Here is a 16,119-nt window from a genome sequence, read left to right as displayed (position 1 = left end):
TGAAATATAACGCCCGCCATCACCGGTGGCAAATCCGCAGCGAAGCGGAGGATTTGGCATCCGGTGCATGGCTTTGTTAAGCATAGGCATCAAACAACCCTTCCCTCTCGGATTGCATATCTACCCCAAAGCGCTCCGCAGTGCGGCAAATCAATAGAGTCGCGTATGTTAATGATACCTTATGATACTTTTGGAACATTTCCGAACTTATGCGCAAATCCTTTCCCGCTTCGAGGTCAAGCCATGGACAATTGGTTATGAGCTTTTTGTCTGCCCGATTACCTTGATGTGCTAGCGCGTTCCGCACTTGGCCGAACTCAAAGAAGATTTCATTCATTTTCCGGGGAGTCACCCCTGATAATCCCACAGTACTAGTGAGCGATTCGAATCTATTAATACCATTCTTAATTCCGGCCCCAACATCCCGCTCAATAACATCTACAAAAAACAGGCACCTCTCATCCTCTTCAATCATAAGGTAATCACCAATCTTCATTTTCAGGCTGCTAATCGGTGGGGCAAGCAGGAGATCTGGATTGTTTTTTATCCAGGCGGCAACCAGGTCTTTAACTGCAAGCTCGAGGAGAGACCAGAGTGAAAGCACTGCCTGCCCATGAACAACTGGGAAGCCCTCTGATCGTTCTTTCTCCACAAATTCGGCATCGCGAACTGCCTTTTCGTGTAACTCAGCATCTAAGTTTTCTCCATCTGCGCGCCTCAGCGCTTCCATGGCTTTTGGTAACGCCTTAGCCATACTCATGCCCTGGACGCTTAGCCTAACCACGGTCGCCAAATGCTCGCTCCGGTTCAAAAATTCTTCGAGTGGCGAAAGCGCCCAGTCCGGTGCTTTCGGCTTGTGTGCTTTGGACATACGCCTCCTGCTTAACGCCCGCGTAAAGCGCGCGAGGCACGAGCGTCGCCTTTGACGCACTTGTTAGGGCTTTCATTTACGGCTTTTGTAAAATTCATGATGAACTTTCCCAAGCTCCGCTTTTGAAACATAAATTTGTTCTGCAATTTCTTTGAAGTCATTAAGCTTATATATCATTTGGGACCCGAAGTTCGGCAACAATATTAACGCGTCGGATTCTTCATCACAGATACCCCAAACTGCGTGAGCAATCTTGTTTCTACCCTTTCCTGATTTTTTCACCTTATCAAGAATGTCCACAGCACGCTTTTTTAAGTCCTCGTCCTTGATGGCCCACTCAGCCAGCTTCTTTACCAGTTGCACTCGTGAATGAATAGTTTGCACCTCATCAAAAATCTGGAATGCAACTGGATGAGTTGGTGGTTCAAAACCCGGAATAGAGGGAAGATATATCCCCATCAAATGAGCGTAGAAACTCGCTAAGCCATCCTCAAGACTTGCCCAGTCAGCACAGATACTTCCAATTTGGGCCGCAAGATCAGGCCTTTCCAGCAATATGCCAGGCCCTGATCTCACTGACTTCCCTACTTTCAATGGATGTGCCATTTCTTAGCCCTAACGTCTAGCGTAACCGGCGGCTTTACCCGTAGCGAAGCGGAGGGTAGAGCCGTCCGTGTTCACGCTATTGTTGGGATTTTTATCTCGATCATTCAGAGATACCGAGGATTCTCGAAAGCGCAGGTCGACGCCGAATGCGATCGGTTAGCCAAATCTGAGCCTTTTCCTTTGGCCACCACCGACCGGCCTTCCTAATAAGCCAATCCTGCAGGGAAGGCCTGCATAACTCAAATGCGTCCTCACCAGACTTCTGAGAAATATATACGGCCACGACTTCGTCCGTTACGTACTCAACAGTTCTAATATGGGACTTGAAGTCAAACTGTGGACACAGATTCGTATCGACAAATGATTGCTGCACACTCCCATTCTTAGCGTATCCAGCCATAAAATTGGCAGATGAACTCAGGTGAGAATAATAGAGTACGACCTCAGGCCGCCCCCCTTCTTCACTAAAATGCGTTTGCAGCTTGAAGCCAATCAAAAGGCCGTCATACTGCCCAAAGAGAGGGATCGGGGGCAGTTTGATTGTCAGTGGATAATAGAAGCCTTGCTGATACAAGATCACTCCCATCAGGGCGTTATCCCCAATCACCTGAAAGAAGGAACGAAAAAACTCTGGATTATCCCGAAATGTCCGAGAAATAACGTCCGCGTAAAAGTCTAGAACGTAAGGTGAAAGCGGTGAAATATCCAGGCCACGACTTAAGCCCGGGACATGCTTAAGTCTCGACTTCCCAACAAACCCGCGAAGATTCTTTCGTATCGGGTTAAATTGGCCTACTTTTAACTTGTCCGGGAGCTCAATATAATTGGAAGCTGCATTCTCAATTGTGGCCGCCCCGCGTGACAAGTAATAGTGCAAATTCACAAATACGAGGTTCGGCTGGCTATTGGAGCCAGGCGCCCTTCGCAATGGAGATAGAGTCCGCTCGAAAAGAACACAGTATGTCGCCACCGCTTCGTTGCACCCAATAGCGCGATCAAGTGCTCCCTCTACTAGCTTTAACGAGTCCGAATAATCATTGGGCGAAGACGGCCTATTGAGAACTGTGTTATTCGAAGTTTGATCAAGCGATCGCATTATGTCTTTGACATAAGCTTGCAGCTTGGCATTATGGCGTCTGCGAGACTCCAACTGGTCATTAATCGCTTCATGAAGCGTGCGATACCAAAGCACCGGCCGTAGCCATACCGCTGCTATTATTGTCCCAGCAGCCAGTATCAACGCTGACCATATTGCCATGAGCTTACCTCTCCCAACGTTGAACTCACCGGTGGCATGAAGCGTGAGCGGAATTGGCATCCGGTGCAGTGACTGGTTAAAACTGAACCTCGCACCCTATTTTGGCCAGTTGCGACTTCAGGTGATTTAGCTTCTCAGGCTGGTGGCTGTGTTTTCGAAAAAGCATTTTCCGCCACCGAGACCAGTTTTCAGATATGCCCTTCAACGCGTTAGCAGAAGCGCCAGGATCGTCATCGAATCCAAACTCGAAGCCACAGCTACACATTTCGAACGACGCACCTTCGCTTGTCTGTGGCGGACACCTTAATTCTAGAGAGCCACATACCGGACAATACCAAAGGTCATCGCTCTCCTTGTGCAGAGTGAGAAGCTCTCCCTTTCGGGTTGTTACCGTAATCTCTTGCATAGAGTTTTAACGCCGCTAGCACGCGCGGCTTTGTAGTGAAGGCCCAGACGTAACGGAAAAGCCGTCGCTGTGCCTAGCTTGGTTATGCATTTACCCACTCAACTCGAGTGACGCCACTAGATAAACACCCGACGTCAAATTCTACAAATATGGCGTAGTGATAATGTAATTGGCTTTTGTATTCACGAAGCTTCAAGAAGTCTTTTTTGTCATCGACTCTTGATGAGGTCTTCTTGAATTCCATAACCAACAAATTCTCACCGGTTTTACGTCTATGGACGATAATGTCTGGGTAAACCGTCTGAGCATCAGTGTCGTAAACATCTCCGTCCCCACCCGGAAGAAACATATCCTTTGGGTCATGATCATCACGATTGTATTCACAATCTACATTCATGTCAGGAAACAGATCTTGTAGATAGATCGCTACCCTATGAGTCAATGTGCGCTCATTCGCGTCTATTTCCAGCAATTCAAAATCTTGCTCCAAAAAACGACTAAGAGCTTTAAAAACTTTATTGCCGATTGGATTAATGTTTAGCATTTCTTCCATAGCACTCTGCATAACGTCACGGCTCACAGGCGGCGGGCTCGGAGCATAGCGGAGAGCTCGCCGTCCTTGTGGAGCCGGTTGTTAGACTGGGTCTTTGCCATTAGCCAGCACCTTCGAAAATTCCCCGCCAAGCACATCGTTTCGTATCGATGGCCTGACCGCGCGAGCCCAGGCCTTACGTTCGTCGGTAGGCAGCGAGTTCGACAACCGCATCAACCGCCGCTTTTCCCAATCATCACAACGGTCGAACCACTCCCGCATAGTTCTAAACTCAGACCTCGTGATTCTCCCCTCGAGACCATCTAATGCGACGACCGAGGGATACGAGGGCATGTCCTTGCTGGAAGAACGAAAAATCTCTATCAGAGCATTCTTACGAAAATAAGCGTCGTCGCTTAACAACTTCGCCACGCTAGCCTGATGCCATTCAAATGAATAAAACTCGCGATCCATGGACAACCTGGCGAAGAAATCCGCTATTTCATCGCGCTGCTCCACCGGAATGAACGCTTTGTTCTTAAGAAGCATATCAACAAAGTAATCCAGGCTATACATATATCTAGAGCAAAGCTCAGCGACTTGGATTAACTTACTGAAGCTCTTTTGCACTAGACATGCTATAACAAGCTGCTGAACCCCTCTGAACTCAATGATCGCCTCATCCATTAGGGACTCGATTTCGGCATCAATTTCGACTGCCTTAAACAGATGATGCTTATCCTCAGAAGGCATTATGAACCGACGAGCAATCCTGTTATAGCCGCCGGTTAGTTTGGTTACCTCTTTCAAAACACGTTCAGCCGCCTCCTCGTCACTATCATCGCCTTCGGTCACCTCACCATCTTCAGATTTCTTGGCCTTCGCCAACCTCGTTTTTCCGGTGTTAAGCATTAACCCATCACGGAATAGCCGCGTATTCAACTTATTCATCCATCTCTGCGCAGTTACGATGTCTGGCGCAAAAAGCCTATAATCATCAACGTATCTTGTGAATCTTATATTTTCACTTAACAAATATTGATCTATATCGATAAGAGCTGCTTCCGCAAGAATTCGGCTAGCTGCATTCCCAACCGGCAACCCGTAGCTATCCTTTCTCGACCAGAACAACAGTAGATCATTGATCTTTTTAACTACTTTTTGATCGACGCCAATGCTATCTAATGTAGACTCGACCCTATGAATATTAACCCTATCGTAGAATGCTGCAATATCACATGAAACAATAAATGCACAGTCACTAGACTCAGCGAGCTCTTTAGTCCTTTCGCGCCAAGAGGAATAATTCACGTCGGCATTAAATAGATCTGGTGACTGCGGCATATATCTTGCCGAAAAAACGACTTTTTCCGACACCGGAATTCGGTTATTTTCTATTTGCTCCGCCGCCATAAGGACAAGCGCTGTATACTTTACGAGGCACTCGGGCTCTATAATCGCCGCTTTTCTATAGTCGAAAATATATCGATTCTTTGGAGAAAGCATATACTGCGCGGGCTTAAACTCCATCTCGTAGACGTTATCTTTCTTCAAGCTTTTTCGTACGCTTTCATGCAGTCTGTCAGAAAACCGCTCCATCAATGCCTTTTCGAGATTGGCGTCCGATATATCACTCAATCCATGGCAAGACAGGTTGGCTATACTGAGTTCTATCGCATCATCTAGAGTCATCAACTTGCCTCACCTTTCCGTATAACGCCGGGCTCACGCGCCGGTTTGGAGCCGCGAAGCGGCGGAAAATCGGTCGCTGTGCAGCCAATGGTTATACCTATCCAGCACGGAATGCTTCCAGATCATCAATCAGGCTGCGGAGGTCTTCTGGAATTTCTGCCAAATCGAATTCGTCAATAATTTGGACATCAGATAAATTAACGTTGTAATCGTCTTGTACCTTAGCACGTAAACTCCTCAGCGTGACCTTGCCAGGAGCAATCTCCATTCGTGAGTTAATATCGCTCCATAGCTCTTCAAATACTTTAATCGCTTCATGACTGATTGTTCCGCCGTCCTTACCACTACCTTGATGATAGGCAATACGTTTTCCTATATATTGAGACTGAGCCTCCAGTTTAAGATCTTCTGTAATCTCATACAAATAGTCGACGATTCCCTTTTTAACCTCTATATTTTCGCCGGACCTCCGATTTCTAGCATCTATTTGTTTATCTAAAACTCGCTCTAATACCGGAATAACTAAAAAATAATTTTCAATTTCTTTCCTACGATGGATATGAGCATGAGTTAATTCTGCCTGAAGGCTGCTCAAAATATCATCAATTTCGTCACTGCAGTAATAATCGCGATCATAAACCGCAAACAGCTTCATCTTTGCGTCAATCGTGTTTTTTACACCCCAAGCAAACGATTTTATTTTCTCCCATGACGAAAAACCTCCTGATTCAAAAGCTGTAACATCGTTTCCTGAAAATAGCTCACTAAAGCCGATACTCTTTGCAAATCTTCTTATGATTTTATAATCGTTTAAACCTTCGACGAAGAGGATTTTTTTAGTGCGTGCAAGATGTGTCAATGTAATATTTTGAGCTGACCCTAATGACTCAAGGGCAAGTTGAACTCCCTCAATATCTCTAAGCCTCCTAGCTGATCGAAAAGCTTTGTTGATTAGAAGTAGCTCAGATGGATCAGCTTCCCCCATAATTTCAACAGAATGAGTTGCCAAAAGAACATCGGCATCAAGATTTCTAAGAATACTCAAAAGTTGTCTTTGAACATCTGGATGGAGATAAATTTCTGGCTCGTCTATTACAACGATGCTCGCTTCATTGGCTCTCGACAAATGCGTCAGCAATTGGCACCAAATCTGGAAGCCGAGCCCAGACCAATATACTTCACGATCAAGTCGATCTTCGCTGACAAACATATCAAGCTTTCTGTTAGCCGTATCCAGTTCGGGTTGTGACATGGACATACCAGGCCATGTGGATGAAATCATTTCTGAGAATTCATCCCAGCCCTCATCAAAATAATGCCAATAATTTCTAAAATGTCGGCAAGCTCTATGAGTGTTAAGGGAATTTTTTACAGTATCTTCGTTAACGTATTTCTCTTCATGTTCGAGAGGGCCCAGAACTGGCACCACCTGAATTACAACCGGGAAAGAATTCCTGAATCTCCCTGGCGTAGTAACTGGTTGTCCTACGGTTTGCCAGTGTAGAATGCACCCCCCTTCATTGGGGAAATAAAGAAATAGTTTATTTCGATTTGTTAAACGAAATTCAATACTGCTGTCTTCATCATTGTAGTTTGTAGCTACGTTCTCTAACGATACGCTGATTTGTTGTTCTGGAACGCGGTGACCAAACCCGACGCTGTCATTAGGAAGGGGAACCCGTTCAGCCCGAAGCCTTCTTGCTTTCCGGAGGGCGACATCCAGCATTCTGAAGGCACTAATAACCGTTGACTTTCCCGCATTATTCGGACCGACCAATATATTTGTCTCGCTCAAGGAGACAGAATAATTGCTCAGTGCTTTGAAATTTTTAAATTTTATTGAGCTTATTCTCACCTCTGGCAAAATCTATCTCCAGAATCTAAAAGGTTATAACAGCTGATTAGGCGGAAGTCACAATGATTGAATAAACGTGACTTCCTCATAACACTCGCCCGTCGATCGCGGTTCAATCCGAATACCCTTCCCCTAATCAGTAACTTACAATTGGAACCTGAGACTACCCCTCCCGGTGTTATGAAGCAGTCTGAATTTTGCTCATGGTTCGGGATTCGCTTGCTTCTCGTTGCCAACGGGCTTTCGGCGCCGGCTGCGGTCGCGCGACGCTGGGAAGAGGCGATTGGTCTGTTGAGTGTTTTTCTGGCGGGCATTCAGCCGCTCCTTGGCTTCATTAGGTTTAGCATAGACGAACTTATGGAAAATCCAAGTCCCTCATGGGTGGCAGGTTTTTGCTCGCTTTGAGAGCAGCTTACCTTGATGGTGCGTGTCATTCCGCCAGAAAATAGCGTAGAAACTGGTCGCTTTGCTCCTGCCAGGCGCCGAAGCTGTGACCTTGGTGGGGGTAGATGGCTTCGATCGCTATGTCGCTATTTTCAAAATAGGCTTCCAGGATCTTGGCGTCTTTGTGGATGTTGCCCTCATAGCTTCCGGCGCTCAACCAGATTTTGAGATTGGTGTCAGGCAGGCGTTGCTGGCTGAAAAATGGCGCGAGGTAGTGAATGGGCCCGGTGAGCGATGGGGACAGGAGCGCCAGCCGGCCAAAGAGGTCCGGGCGCTCCAGACCGGCATAAAGCGCGGCGCGGCCGCCGGCAGAGGTGCCGGCGTGGATCCGATGCTCCGGGTCGGCCTTGGTGGCGTATTCCCGATCGATGAAATGGACGACCGTTTCCAGGTAATCCAAATAGTCGGGATTGTACTGGTACCAGTGGCGGCGATCGGTACGGGCATCGATCATCACCGCGATGACGGGCTGGATCGCTTCCCGCTTGATAAGGGCATCCAGGATACCGGGGAGATTGATCAGATCGAGCCAAGCACTGCCGTCGGCGGTATAGAGCACAGGGTAACGATTGGCCCTGTCGTATCCGGGTGGCAAGTATACCGAAATGGCAGGCCCCACCCAGTCTTGCTCAAGGGAAATCAGGCGTGATTCGGGGATGTCACCCGGTTCAGACAGCGTATCCAGATAATCAGGGCGCTCATGGGCCGGCAGGCGCAGTTCGGAGACGACCCCACCCCCTACCCCGCTGAACAAGCGCCTGGGATTGTTCGGGTCTGGCCGGGTTTCGCCGTCAATGAGGAATGCATAGTCCAGGCGCGCATCCGGTTCAAACTGCACCCGGGCATGAAAGAGATTGCCCGTTCGAACCATGGCCTGGCCGGTTTCCGACCAATAAGGGGTGGACGTATTGCGGGGCAGCCAGTCACCCCGCAAGTGGACGGACTCGGTCTCGGAATCGGCAAGGTAGAAAAAGATGGCTTCGCCATTCCCAGGGGTGATGGGGAAACCGCCAGCGGCCTGCTGATCCGCAATAAAGGATTCTGCGAGCGATCGCCTTTCGTCTGGGGCAGCATCTTCGTAAAGCGCGAGAAATTCATCAAAGGCACCCACAGAATGGGCGGGCTGAGCCATGGGCGCCGCTGCGGCAGACATATAAAGCAGCGATGCCACCAATCTGATCCAATGCTTTGAACTCACAGCAGCACATCCTTCTCCCAACCATCAGAAACAGCCCCAAACTTAGCGACCGCCATTGATACGTTCGACTTGGTGACCGCAATATCGGCAAGTGTGCGTCGTCAACAGAGCTCCTTGTTCTCCGGGCTCAAGCGCAAACGGCTCTCTACAGGACGGACAACGAGCAAACCGACCCAGAAGCAAATAGCCGAACAATAGCAAGGGGGCCATAACCAACAGGACCGTAAACGCAGCGCCAACACCCTCATTCCAACCGACCAGCCCGGCAAGCGCAACTCCGACGCCAGCAAGCAACAGCCGCAGCGTGGCTCTCGATTTTTTCTGATCGGCGTCCATAAGTCTCTCGACCACTACCCAAACTTCGGGTTTTCAAGATAAGCGATACCTCTGATCTGAGCGGCGAGCTTGAAGCGGAGCGGAAAGCCCGGCTGGCGCAGGCCCAAATAGGCCTGGAGCGGCGTCAGGCGAATTGCAGTCTGTTTCAACCGAAAAAGCAGGCATATTAATCCGCCTCCACCACTTTCAGAACATCTTCAATCGAACCTACTTCCGGATCGGGATCGTACCGGTGCCACTTAAAATCCGCCCGCTGCCAATAGACCTTCCATCGCCCGGTCCGCTTTACATAGGTCGCTTTCGCGACTGCCGATTCCATAATTTGCGAAGGATCCGCCCAGAACGGACGTATTTCGAATAGCTCCAGGCTTTGCCCTTCAATTCGGTACCCCAGGTCCAGCTTTGGCCGTATGTGCGGCGGCGGGCGCTTCCGGTCCATAAAGCCGGAAACCACACGCTCAATAGGTCATAAGCATCCTGCATTGCGAGCCAACTCTGCGGCGTACGACCTAGTGCCTTCGACAGTCGCAACGCCATTTCCGGACTAACACCGCTCTGCTGCTTCAGAACCCGGCTTAAAGTAGATGGCGACACATCCAGCCGCTCGGCCAAATAGCGGCAGCTCAGACCATAAGGCTCCATGTATGTCGCCAGAATGACCTCGCCAGGCAGCCGCGTCGGGAGCGATGCTCGACAGAGCTAACACCCACCTCCGCCACCATCGCCGCCGCCGGCCCCTCCACCACCTCCGGGCCCTGTATCCCCTACGAAGAATACGAGAATGGATAGCCCGACGACGCCCAGCCAGTGATACCACTGCGGATCCACGGGCCCCAATATCAGCATCAAAGCGAATATCAAACCAGTTGTGATTGCATCGCGCATAACACATCCGGGGGCAAATTCCCGTGCCTTTCTGGGCGCTTTCCACAAAGCGCCTACGTCCAATCCCGACCTCTTGGCGCTACCGAAACCGCCCGATCTCGCTGGCCCGTTTAACAGTGATTAGATTGCAGGCAAGGATATTGAATGAACTTGCCTGCAGTATAACTTTCCAGTGATTCTTGGGAGGTCACGGCTTAATTTCTCCAGATTTCAATCGCTTAACACCGCGCATACCCTCATCCCCTGTATTCGCTTGACTGCAGCTCCTGTCTCCGCCAATAATACTGTATATCCATACAGCTTTCGAGTGGATAGGGAGGTTCGCATGAGTCACAGGGACGGGAAACCGCGGTTGAGGGAGCAGGTTCGGCGTGTGATTCGCTTGCGGCGGTACAGCCGCCGGACCGAGAAAACTTACTGGTACTGGATCCGCTTTTTCATTCGTTTTCACAATATGCGGCACCCCAATGAGATGGCGGAGCCGGAGGTTCGGGCCTTTCTTTCCTGGCTTGCAACGGAGCGAAATGTTGCGGGAGCCACCCAAAACCAGGCACTGAATGCTTTGGTCTTTCTTTATGCCAAGGTCCTGGATCGGCCATTGGGCGATATTGGCGCCGTGACACGGGCCAAGCGCCAGGCCCGGCTGCCAGTGGTGCTGAGTCATGAGGAGGCGATGGCCATCATTCGGGAGGTACCGGATCCTTACCGCTTGATGGTTTCCTTGCTGTATGGCGCCGGGTTGCGGGTTACCGAATGTGCCCGGCTCCGCGTTAAGGATCTCGACTTTTCCCGACGGGTTATCACTGTCCGGGACGGTAAGGGGGGTAAGGATCGCACGACCCTGATGCCGGAACCCTTGATTATATCGCTCGAGTGCCGAATCACCGATCTGCGCCAGCACTTCCAAGCGGTACCCCAAGAGAAGCGGATCCCGGTCAGCCTTCCTTTTGCCTTGGCGAGAAAATATCCGAATGCGGGCACCAGCTTTGCGTGGCAGTGGCTTTTCCCCTCCAGCTCCATCTGCAGTGATGACGATGGTTGCGCGGTGAGGTACCACATCCATCCCAGTGCGATTCAGCGGGTGGTGAAGCAAGCGATCCGATCCGTCGGTATTAGCAAACCGGCAAGTTGTCATACCTTTCGGCATAGCTTTGCCACGGAGTTGCTGCGCCGGGGATCGGACCTGCGCACCGTTCAGGAGCTGCTGGGGCACTCGGATGTGAAGACCACCCAGATTTACACCCATGTGCTGGGCAGCGGTTTTGCCGGGGTGCGCAGCCCCTTGGGAGGTGGCTGAGTGCTGGCCGGGTATGGGGGGCTGGGGCTGGATGGCACGGCTCCTTGTGCGGTGATTCTTTGGCGCTTGTTCAAGCCTAGTCGTTTTGGGGTGGAATTTCGAGTTACGGGAGCTGGCTGCTAAAATGGGTTTGTTTTACCGCATTCCATCCTTCGGGGCCCGGGCCATGGTTTCCTGCTTTTGGTCTTCTGCCCCATCAAGCCGAGGCCTTCATGACGGGCGATGATCAGACACAGGGGGCCGGTGCGAGCCGGGCCAGGGGAAAGGCGTTGCTGGTCATTATGGCGCTGGCGGTGTTTGTCAGTGTGCTCAATAACAGCATGATCAATGTGGCCATTCCCGAGATCCGGGTAGATCTGGGGGTCTCGGCCAGTGCCATTGGCTGGATTATTACCGCCTATGCCCTGGTCTTTGCGGTGGGTACAGCCCTGTACGGGCGGATTACGGATTTTGTGAGCCTGCGGCTGACGTTTCTGGTGGCCCTGGCGGTGTTTGCCTGCGGTTCCCTGCTGTGCGCCCTGGCCCCCAATTTCGGAGTGCTGGTGAGCGGACGGGTATTGCAGGCATCGGGGGCGGCGGCGATTCCGGCTCTGGCCCTGGGCTCGGTGACTCGGCTGTTTCCAGCAGGACAGCGCGGGCAGGCCTTTGGCACGGTGGTCTCCAGTGTAGGGATCGGGGCGGCGGCCGGGCCCATTATTGGTGGCGTGGTGGTGAGCCTGGGGGGCTGGCAATGGCTGTTTCTGGGCACGCTGGGCCTGTTGGTGATACTGGCGGGGGCGGCCTATCGGCATATGCCGGATACCGACCCCAGTGAACGGGCCAAGGGCACGCTGCGGGATTTCGGCTTGGCCGGTGGGCTGTTCATCTCACTGAGTGCCGGTTCGTTTTTGCTGGGGGTGACCGGTATTGAGCAATCGGGCCTGGCCTCGCCGAAAACCTGGGGGCCGTTATTGATTGCCGTGTTAAGCGGTCTGGCCTTTGCCCGGCATGTTCGCTATTCCCCCCGGCCCTTTGCGCCGCCGGCCCTGTTTCGAAACCGGACCTTTGTGGCGGCTTGTGTTCTGGCGCTGTTCGCCCAGGCGGCTTTCCTGGGCGGGGGACTGTTTCTGATTCCCCTGTTGATGATTGAGCAGCACGGACTCACGGCCCTGGGAGCCGGGCTGGTCTTGGCACCCAGTGCCTTTGCGATTTTCCTTTTTTCGCCGCTGGCGGGCCGGCTGTCGGATCGCTTCGGCGCCCGGCGGTTGTTGATGAGCTGTCTGGTGGCGGTACTGGCCGGGCTGGTGTTTCTCTCCGCACAGGCGGATGCCTCGCCAGTGGTGATTGCAGCGGGCCTGCTTGTCATGGGGATTGGCTTTGCGGGGGTGATGTCGCCCAATGCCAATGCGGCTTCCACCGCCCTGTCCAAGGATATCGCCGGGATTGGTTCGGGGATTTATCAGCTGTTCTTCTTTCTGGGCGCGGGCATGGGGGCAGCCACGGTGGGGGCCTTTCTGGCCTTTCGAAAGGCCGCCGCCGGCTCGGGCCTGAACCCGCTTTATACCGCCAGCGAGGCTGCCGCGCCCTACTCCGATACCTTCCTGCTCGCCGCCGTCTCCACCGGCATTGCCCTGCTGGCCGCCCTGGCGATTCGGATGCCGGGACGGCGGTATCGCAGCGCCGGGCAATAAATCGCCTATTCCAGCCCCGGCTGTTGCACGGCATGGACCTGGAGGATTTGGCCTGAGAGTTGCCAGTCCGGGGTGTGGGCTTCGAGCAATGCCATGGTGGCGGGTGGAACGGGATGGGCCTGCCCGCTCAGGCGGGCGATCAGGTCGGCCAGGCCCGGGTTATGCCCCACCAGCATCAGGGTTTGGATCTTGGCGGATTGCTCGGCCAGCACCGACAGCAGGGTACTTTCCTCGGCCAGGTAGAGTTGTTCATCCACCTGCTCGCTGTGTTCCGGCAGTGACAAGCCCTCCCGAATCAATCGGGCCGTCTCCCGGGTGCGCCGTGCCGGGGAGCAGAGGATGGCTTCCGGGGCCCATTGCTGGGCTTTCAGCCACCCAGCCATTTGCTGTACATCCACTGCGCCACGCTGGGTCAAGGGGCGTTCATAATCCCCGGCCACACCCATGGCCGAGGCGGTGCCGGCCTCGCCGTGGCGCATGAGGATCAATCGTCTGGCTGTGGCTTGGCTTTGCATGGCGGCGGTTGGGCTCCTGTCTTTAGAATTGGTAAAGGATAAGCCCCACCAGCAGCATCAGCGCAATACTCAATCCGCTCAGCACGGCCCCGGCCTTGAGCATCTGGGGTACGCGCAGGCGATTGCTGCCGAAGACAATGGCATTGGGTGGGGTGGCGTTGGGCAGCATGAAGGCGCAGGAAGCGGCCAGGGCCACGGGCATGGCCAGGATCAACGGTGACACTTCAATGCTGGCAGCCACGGCGGCCACCACGGGAATGAGCGTGGCCGCGGCGGCGGTGTTGGAGGTGACATGACTCACCAGCATGGCAATCACTGCCACCAGCACCACCAGGATGACCAAGGGTTGATCGCTGAGGTCTTTGAGGCCTTCGGCAATGGCATCGGCCAGGCCGGTTTCCTGCACCGCAATCCCCAGACTCAAACCGCCACCGATCAGGATCAACACCCCCCAGGGTAGATTGCGGGTCTGTTCCCAATCCAGCAGCCGGGGCATTGCCGCATCACCGCTGGGGAGGATAAACAGCAACATGGCGGCGGCCAGGGCAATGATGGCATCGTCGATCCCCGGCAGAAGCCCTTCCAACAGCGGACGAAACATCCAGGCCAGCACCGCCAGGAGAAAGACCCCCGCCACCCGTTTTTCGGACACACGCCAGGGGCCCAGTTCACGGCGTTGCTCGGCGAAACGTTCGGCCAGGCCGGCCACTGGAATCTGGCCCACGGGGAAGCAGACGCGCACCAGGGTCCACCAGGCCAGGGCCAGCAAGACCAGGCTGATGGGCAGGGCCACCATCATCCATCCGGCGAAACTGACATGGATGTCGTATTGCTCGCCCAGATAGGCGGCCAGAATGGCATTGGGCGGGGTACCGATGAGCGTGGCCATGCCGCCGATATTGGCCGCAAAGGCCACGCCGATGAGCAGGGCCGGGGCCAGCGGGTCTTTAGGCTGGCTGGCCTCCCCCTGCCGGGCCAGGGCCAGAATGGACAGGGCAATGGGCAGCAGAATGGCGGCGGCCGCGGTATTGCTGATCCACATGCTGAGCACGGCAGTAGCCGCCATGACGGCGGCCACCAGGTAATCCAGCCGAGCGCCGCCCAGGGCGACCACCTTGTGGGCCATGCGCCGGTGCAGGCCGCTGGACTGAATGGCCAGGGCCAACAGAAAGCCCCCCAGGAACAGAAAAACCACGGGGTTGGCATAGGGCGCGGTGGCCGCGCTGAGAGACACCACCCCGCTCAGCGGCAAAACCAGCACCGGCAACAAGGCGGTCACCGCCAGGGGCAGGACTTCTCCAATCCACCAGATCATCATCCAGGCGGCCAGGCCGCAGACCAGCCAGGCGGCGGTATCCAGCCCCAGGGGAGCCGGCGTCAGCAGGGTAATGAGAAAGGCCGCCGGGCCCAGAGCGAGTTTCAGCGCCCGGCGGAATCGCTTGGCCATGGTGCTTCCCTTGTTCGATGCCTCAGTAGAGATAGCCCGGGCCCTTGGGCTGGACCGGCGGGATCAGTACGAGCCGTTGGTGGGTCAGGATCATTCAATACACTCCCGGTTAAGTGTTTATCGATTGGTATTCACGCCTCATCCAGGCGAGCAAAGCCCTTTGCCAGGAAGTCGATTAGTGTGCGCACGGCGGGCAGCTGGCCGCGGCGGGAGGGGAAAACCACATGCAGCATTTCCCGGGGCGGTGCCCACTCGCCCAGCACGCTCAGCAAGCGCCCCTCGGCCAGGGCATCCGCGACCATCATGCGGGGTAGCTGGACCACGCCCTGCCCCGCTTCGGCCGCGGCCTGAAGCGCCGGCATGCTTTGGGTGACCAGGCGGGGCTGATGCGGCACCCGAACCGCGTCGCCGTCCGGGCCCTGAAGATGCCAGACATAACGTTCCCGGGCCACACCCAGGGCCAGGCTGGGGTATTCGGAGAGATCCGTGGGCGCGCGGGGCCGGCCACGCTCACGAAGCAATTTCGGGCTGGCCAGGATGCATTGCTCGCTTTCCGAGAGCCGGCGCAGGGCCAGATCACTGTCCTCCAGGGGCAGGGGCCGTACCCGAAGGGCCAAATCAAAACCCTCCTCCACCAGGTCCACCCGGCGGTCGGTGGCATCCACATGCAGGGTTACCTGGGGGTAACGATCCAGGAACTCGGCCAGCATGGGGCTGATGCGGGTGTCCAGCAGGGCCACCGGGCAGCTCAGGCGCACCACCCCGCAAGGCGCCGAGCGGCGGCTGTCGATGGCTTCCTGGGCGGCGTCGGCCTGGAGCAGCATGGCCTTGCAATGGTCATAATAGACGCGGCCGATCTCGGTGACGGTGACATGGCGGGTGGAGCGCTGCAGCAAACGCACGCCCAGATGGGCCTCCAGCGCGGCCACGCGGCGGCTGAGCTTGGACTTGGCTTCCCCCAGGGCCCGGGCCGCCGGGGCGAAGCCGCCGTGGTCCACCACCTGGGCGTAGTAATAGAGGTCGTTAAGGTCTTGCATGGCTCTATCGTTCCATAAATGGAACGGTGAGTATAGATTCTGACCCCTACCGCTGCCAGCGTTCCAGGCC

The 16,119-nt window shown here is 54.2% G+C and carries 13 protein-coding genes and 1 pseudogene; 2 read left to right on the top strand and 12 right to left on the bottom strand.

Annotation, left to right across the window (positions count from 1 at the left end; translation table 11 throughout):
• Nucleotides 1-76 precede the first annotated feature (76 nt).
• The 9 genes and pseudogenes from J2T60_RS02660 to J2T60_RS02620 form a co-directional block, all read right to left on the bottom strand.
• Nucleotides 77-871, bottom strand: coding sequence for a hypothetical protein (locus tag J2T60_RS02660; protein WP_253445044.1), 795 nt, complete (start codon nucleotides 869-871; stop codon nucleotides 77-79).
• A gap of 72 nt (nucleotides 872-943) precedes the next feature.
• Nucleotides 944-1,477 (bottom strand): hypothetical protein, encoded by a 534-nt coding sequence (locus J2T60_RS02655; protein WP_253445042.1) that lies wholly within the window; start codon nucleotides 1,475-1,477, stop codon nucleotides 944-946.
• Nucleotides 1,478-1,577: 100 nt separating this feature from the next.
• The gene (locus J2T60_RS02650; protein ID WP_253445039.1) at nucleotides 1,578-2,735 is read right to left on the bottom strand and encodes a hypothetical protein; all 1,158 of its coding nucleotides are present in this window, start codon (nucleotides 2,733-2,735) and stop codon (nucleotides 1,578-1,580) included.
• 488 nt (nucleotides 2,736-3,223) lie between these two features.
• Complete coding sequence (locus tag J2T60_RS02645; protein WP_253445037.1) at nucleotides 3,224-3,721, bottom strand: hypothetical protein; 498 nt, start codon at nucleotides 3,719-3,721, stop codon at nucleotides 3,224-3,226.
• 54 nt (nucleotides 3,722-3,775) lie between these two features.
• Entirely contained in the window at nucleotides 3,776-5,365 is a 1,590-nt protein-coding gene (locus J2T60_RS02640; RefSeq protein ID WP_253445034.1) for an RNA-directed DNA polymerase, read from the bottom strand.
• Nucleotides 5,366-5,462: 97 nt separating this feature from the next.
• A complete protein-coding gene (locus tag J2T60_RS02635; RefSeq protein ID WP_253447567.1) occupies nucleotides 5,463-7,220 on the bottom strand; it encodes an ATP-dependent nuclease in 1,758 nt (585 codons plus the stop codon).
• A gap of 430 nt (nucleotides 7,221-7,650) precedes the next feature.
• The gene (locus tag J2T60_RS02630; protein ID WP_253445031.1) at nucleotides 7,651-8,835 is read right to left on the bottom strand and encodes an alpha/beta hydrolase; all 1,185 of its coding nucleotides are present in this window, start codon (nucleotides 8,833-8,835) and stop codon (nucleotides 7,651-7,653) included.
• 529 nt (nucleotides 8,836-9,364) lie between these two features.
• Complete coding sequence (locus J2T60_RS13455) at nucleotides 9,365-9,637, bottom strand: DUF3024 domain-containing protein (RefSeq protein ID WP_445376032.1); 273 nt, start codon at nucleotides 9,635-9,637, stop codon at nucleotides 9,365-9,367.
• Between the two features lie 23 nt (nucleotides 9,638-9,660).
• Nucleotides 9,661-9,840, bottom strand: a pseudogene (locus tag J2T60_RS02620) (HigA family addiction module antitoxin); the annotation flags it as partial.
• Between the two features lie 568 nt (nucleotides 9,841-10,408).
• Between J2T60_RS02620 and J2T60_RS02615 the strand changes: the two are divergent.
• Both J2T60_RS02615 and J2T60_RS02610 read left to right on the top strand, forming a co-directional pair.
• Nucleotides 10,409-11,380, top strand: a complete 972-nt coding sequence (locus J2T60_RS02615) for an integron integrase (RefSeq protein ID WP_253445025.1) — start codon at nucleotides 10,409-10,411, stop codon at nucleotides 11,378-11,380.
• 212 nt (nucleotides 11,381-11,592) lie between these two features.
• Nucleotides 11,593-13,050, top strand: coding sequence for an MFS transporter (locus tag J2T60_RS02610; RefSeq protein WP_253445022.1), 1,458 nt, complete (start codon nucleotides 11,593-11,595; stop codon nucleotides 13,048-13,050).
• A 5-nt stretch (nucleotides 13,051-13,055) separates the two neighbouring features.
• On the opposite strand, the gene J2T60_RS02605 is transcribed toward J2T60_RS02610, so the two are convergent.
• The 3 genes from J2T60_RS02605 to J2T60_RS02595 form a co-directional block, all read right to left on the bottom strand.
• Nucleotides 13,056-13,565, bottom strand: coding sequence for a SixA phosphatase family protein (locus J2T60_RS02605; RefSeq protein ID WP_253445019.1), 510 nt, complete (start codon nucleotides 13,563-13,565; stop codon nucleotides 13,056-13,058).
• A 22-nt stretch (nucleotides 13,566-13,587) separates the two neighbouring features.
• Nucleotides 13,588-15,012, bottom strand: coding sequence for an SLC13 family permease (locus tag J2T60_RS02600; RefSeq protein WP_253445016.1), 1,425 nt, complete (start codon nucleotides 15,010-15,012; stop codon nucleotides 13,588-13,590).
• A gap of 131 nt (nucleotides 15,013-15,143) precedes the next feature.
• Complete coding sequence (locus J2T60_RS02595) at nucleotides 15,144-16,049, bottom strand: LysR family transcriptional regulator (RefSeq protein WP_253445013.1); 906 nt, start codon at nucleotides 16,047-16,049, stop codon at nucleotides 15,144-15,146.
• Between the last annotated feature and the right edge of the window lie 70 nt (nucleotides 16,050-16,119).

This window comes from Natronospira proteinivora (assembly GCF_024170465.1).
GTDB classification, from domain to species: Bacteria; Pseudomonadota; Gammaproteobacteria; order Natronospirales; family Natronospiraceae; genus Natronospira; species Natronospira proteinivora.
Note: the sequence above shows the minus strand (reverse complement) of the source record. Positions and strands in the feature narration are given on the sequence as shown.

Bases quoted from the DNA above. Each gene is read 5' to 3' on its own strand.
- J2T60_RS02660 (WP_253445044.1), bottom strand. From the start codon at position 871: ATGTCCAAAGCACACAAGCCGAAAGCACCGGACTGGGCGCTTTCGCCA.
- J2T60_RS02610 (WP_253445022.1), top strand. From the start codon at position 11,593: ATGACGGGCGATGATCAGACACAGGGGGCCGGTGCGAGCCGGGCCAGG.
- J2T60_RS02650 (WP_253445039.1), bottom strand. From the start codon at position 2,735: ATGGCAATATGGTCAGCGTTGATACTGGCTGCTGGGACAATAATAGCA.
- J2T60_RS02605 (WP_253445019.1), bottom strand. From the start codon at position 13,565: ATGCAAAGCCAAGCCACAGCCAGACGATTGATCCTCATGCGCCACGGC.
- J2T60_RS02600 (WP_253445016.1), bottom strand. From the start codon at position 15,012: ATGGCCAAGCGATTCCGCCGGGCGCTGAAACTCGCTCTGGGCCCGGCG.
- J2T60_RS02640 (WP_253445034.1), bottom strand. From the start codon at position 5,365: ATGACTCTAGATGATGCGATAGAACTCAGTATAGCCAACCTGTCTTGC.
- J2T60_RS02595 (WP_253445013.1), bottom strand. From the start codon at position 16,049: ATGCAAGACCTTAACGACCTCTATTACTACGCCCAGGTGGTGGACCAC.
- J2T60_RS02655 (WP_253445042.1), bottom strand. From the start codon at position 1,477: ATGGCACATCCATTGAAAGTAGGGAAGTCAGTGAGATCAGGGCCTGGC.
- J2T60_RS13455 (WP_445376032.1), bottom strand. From the start codon at position 9,637: ATGGACCGGAAGCGCCCGCCGCCGCACATACGGCCAAAGCTGGACCTG.
- J2T60_RS02615 (WP_253445025.1), top strand. From the start codon at position 10,409: ATGAGTCACAGGGACGGGAAACCGCGGTTGAGGGAGCAGGTTCGGCGT.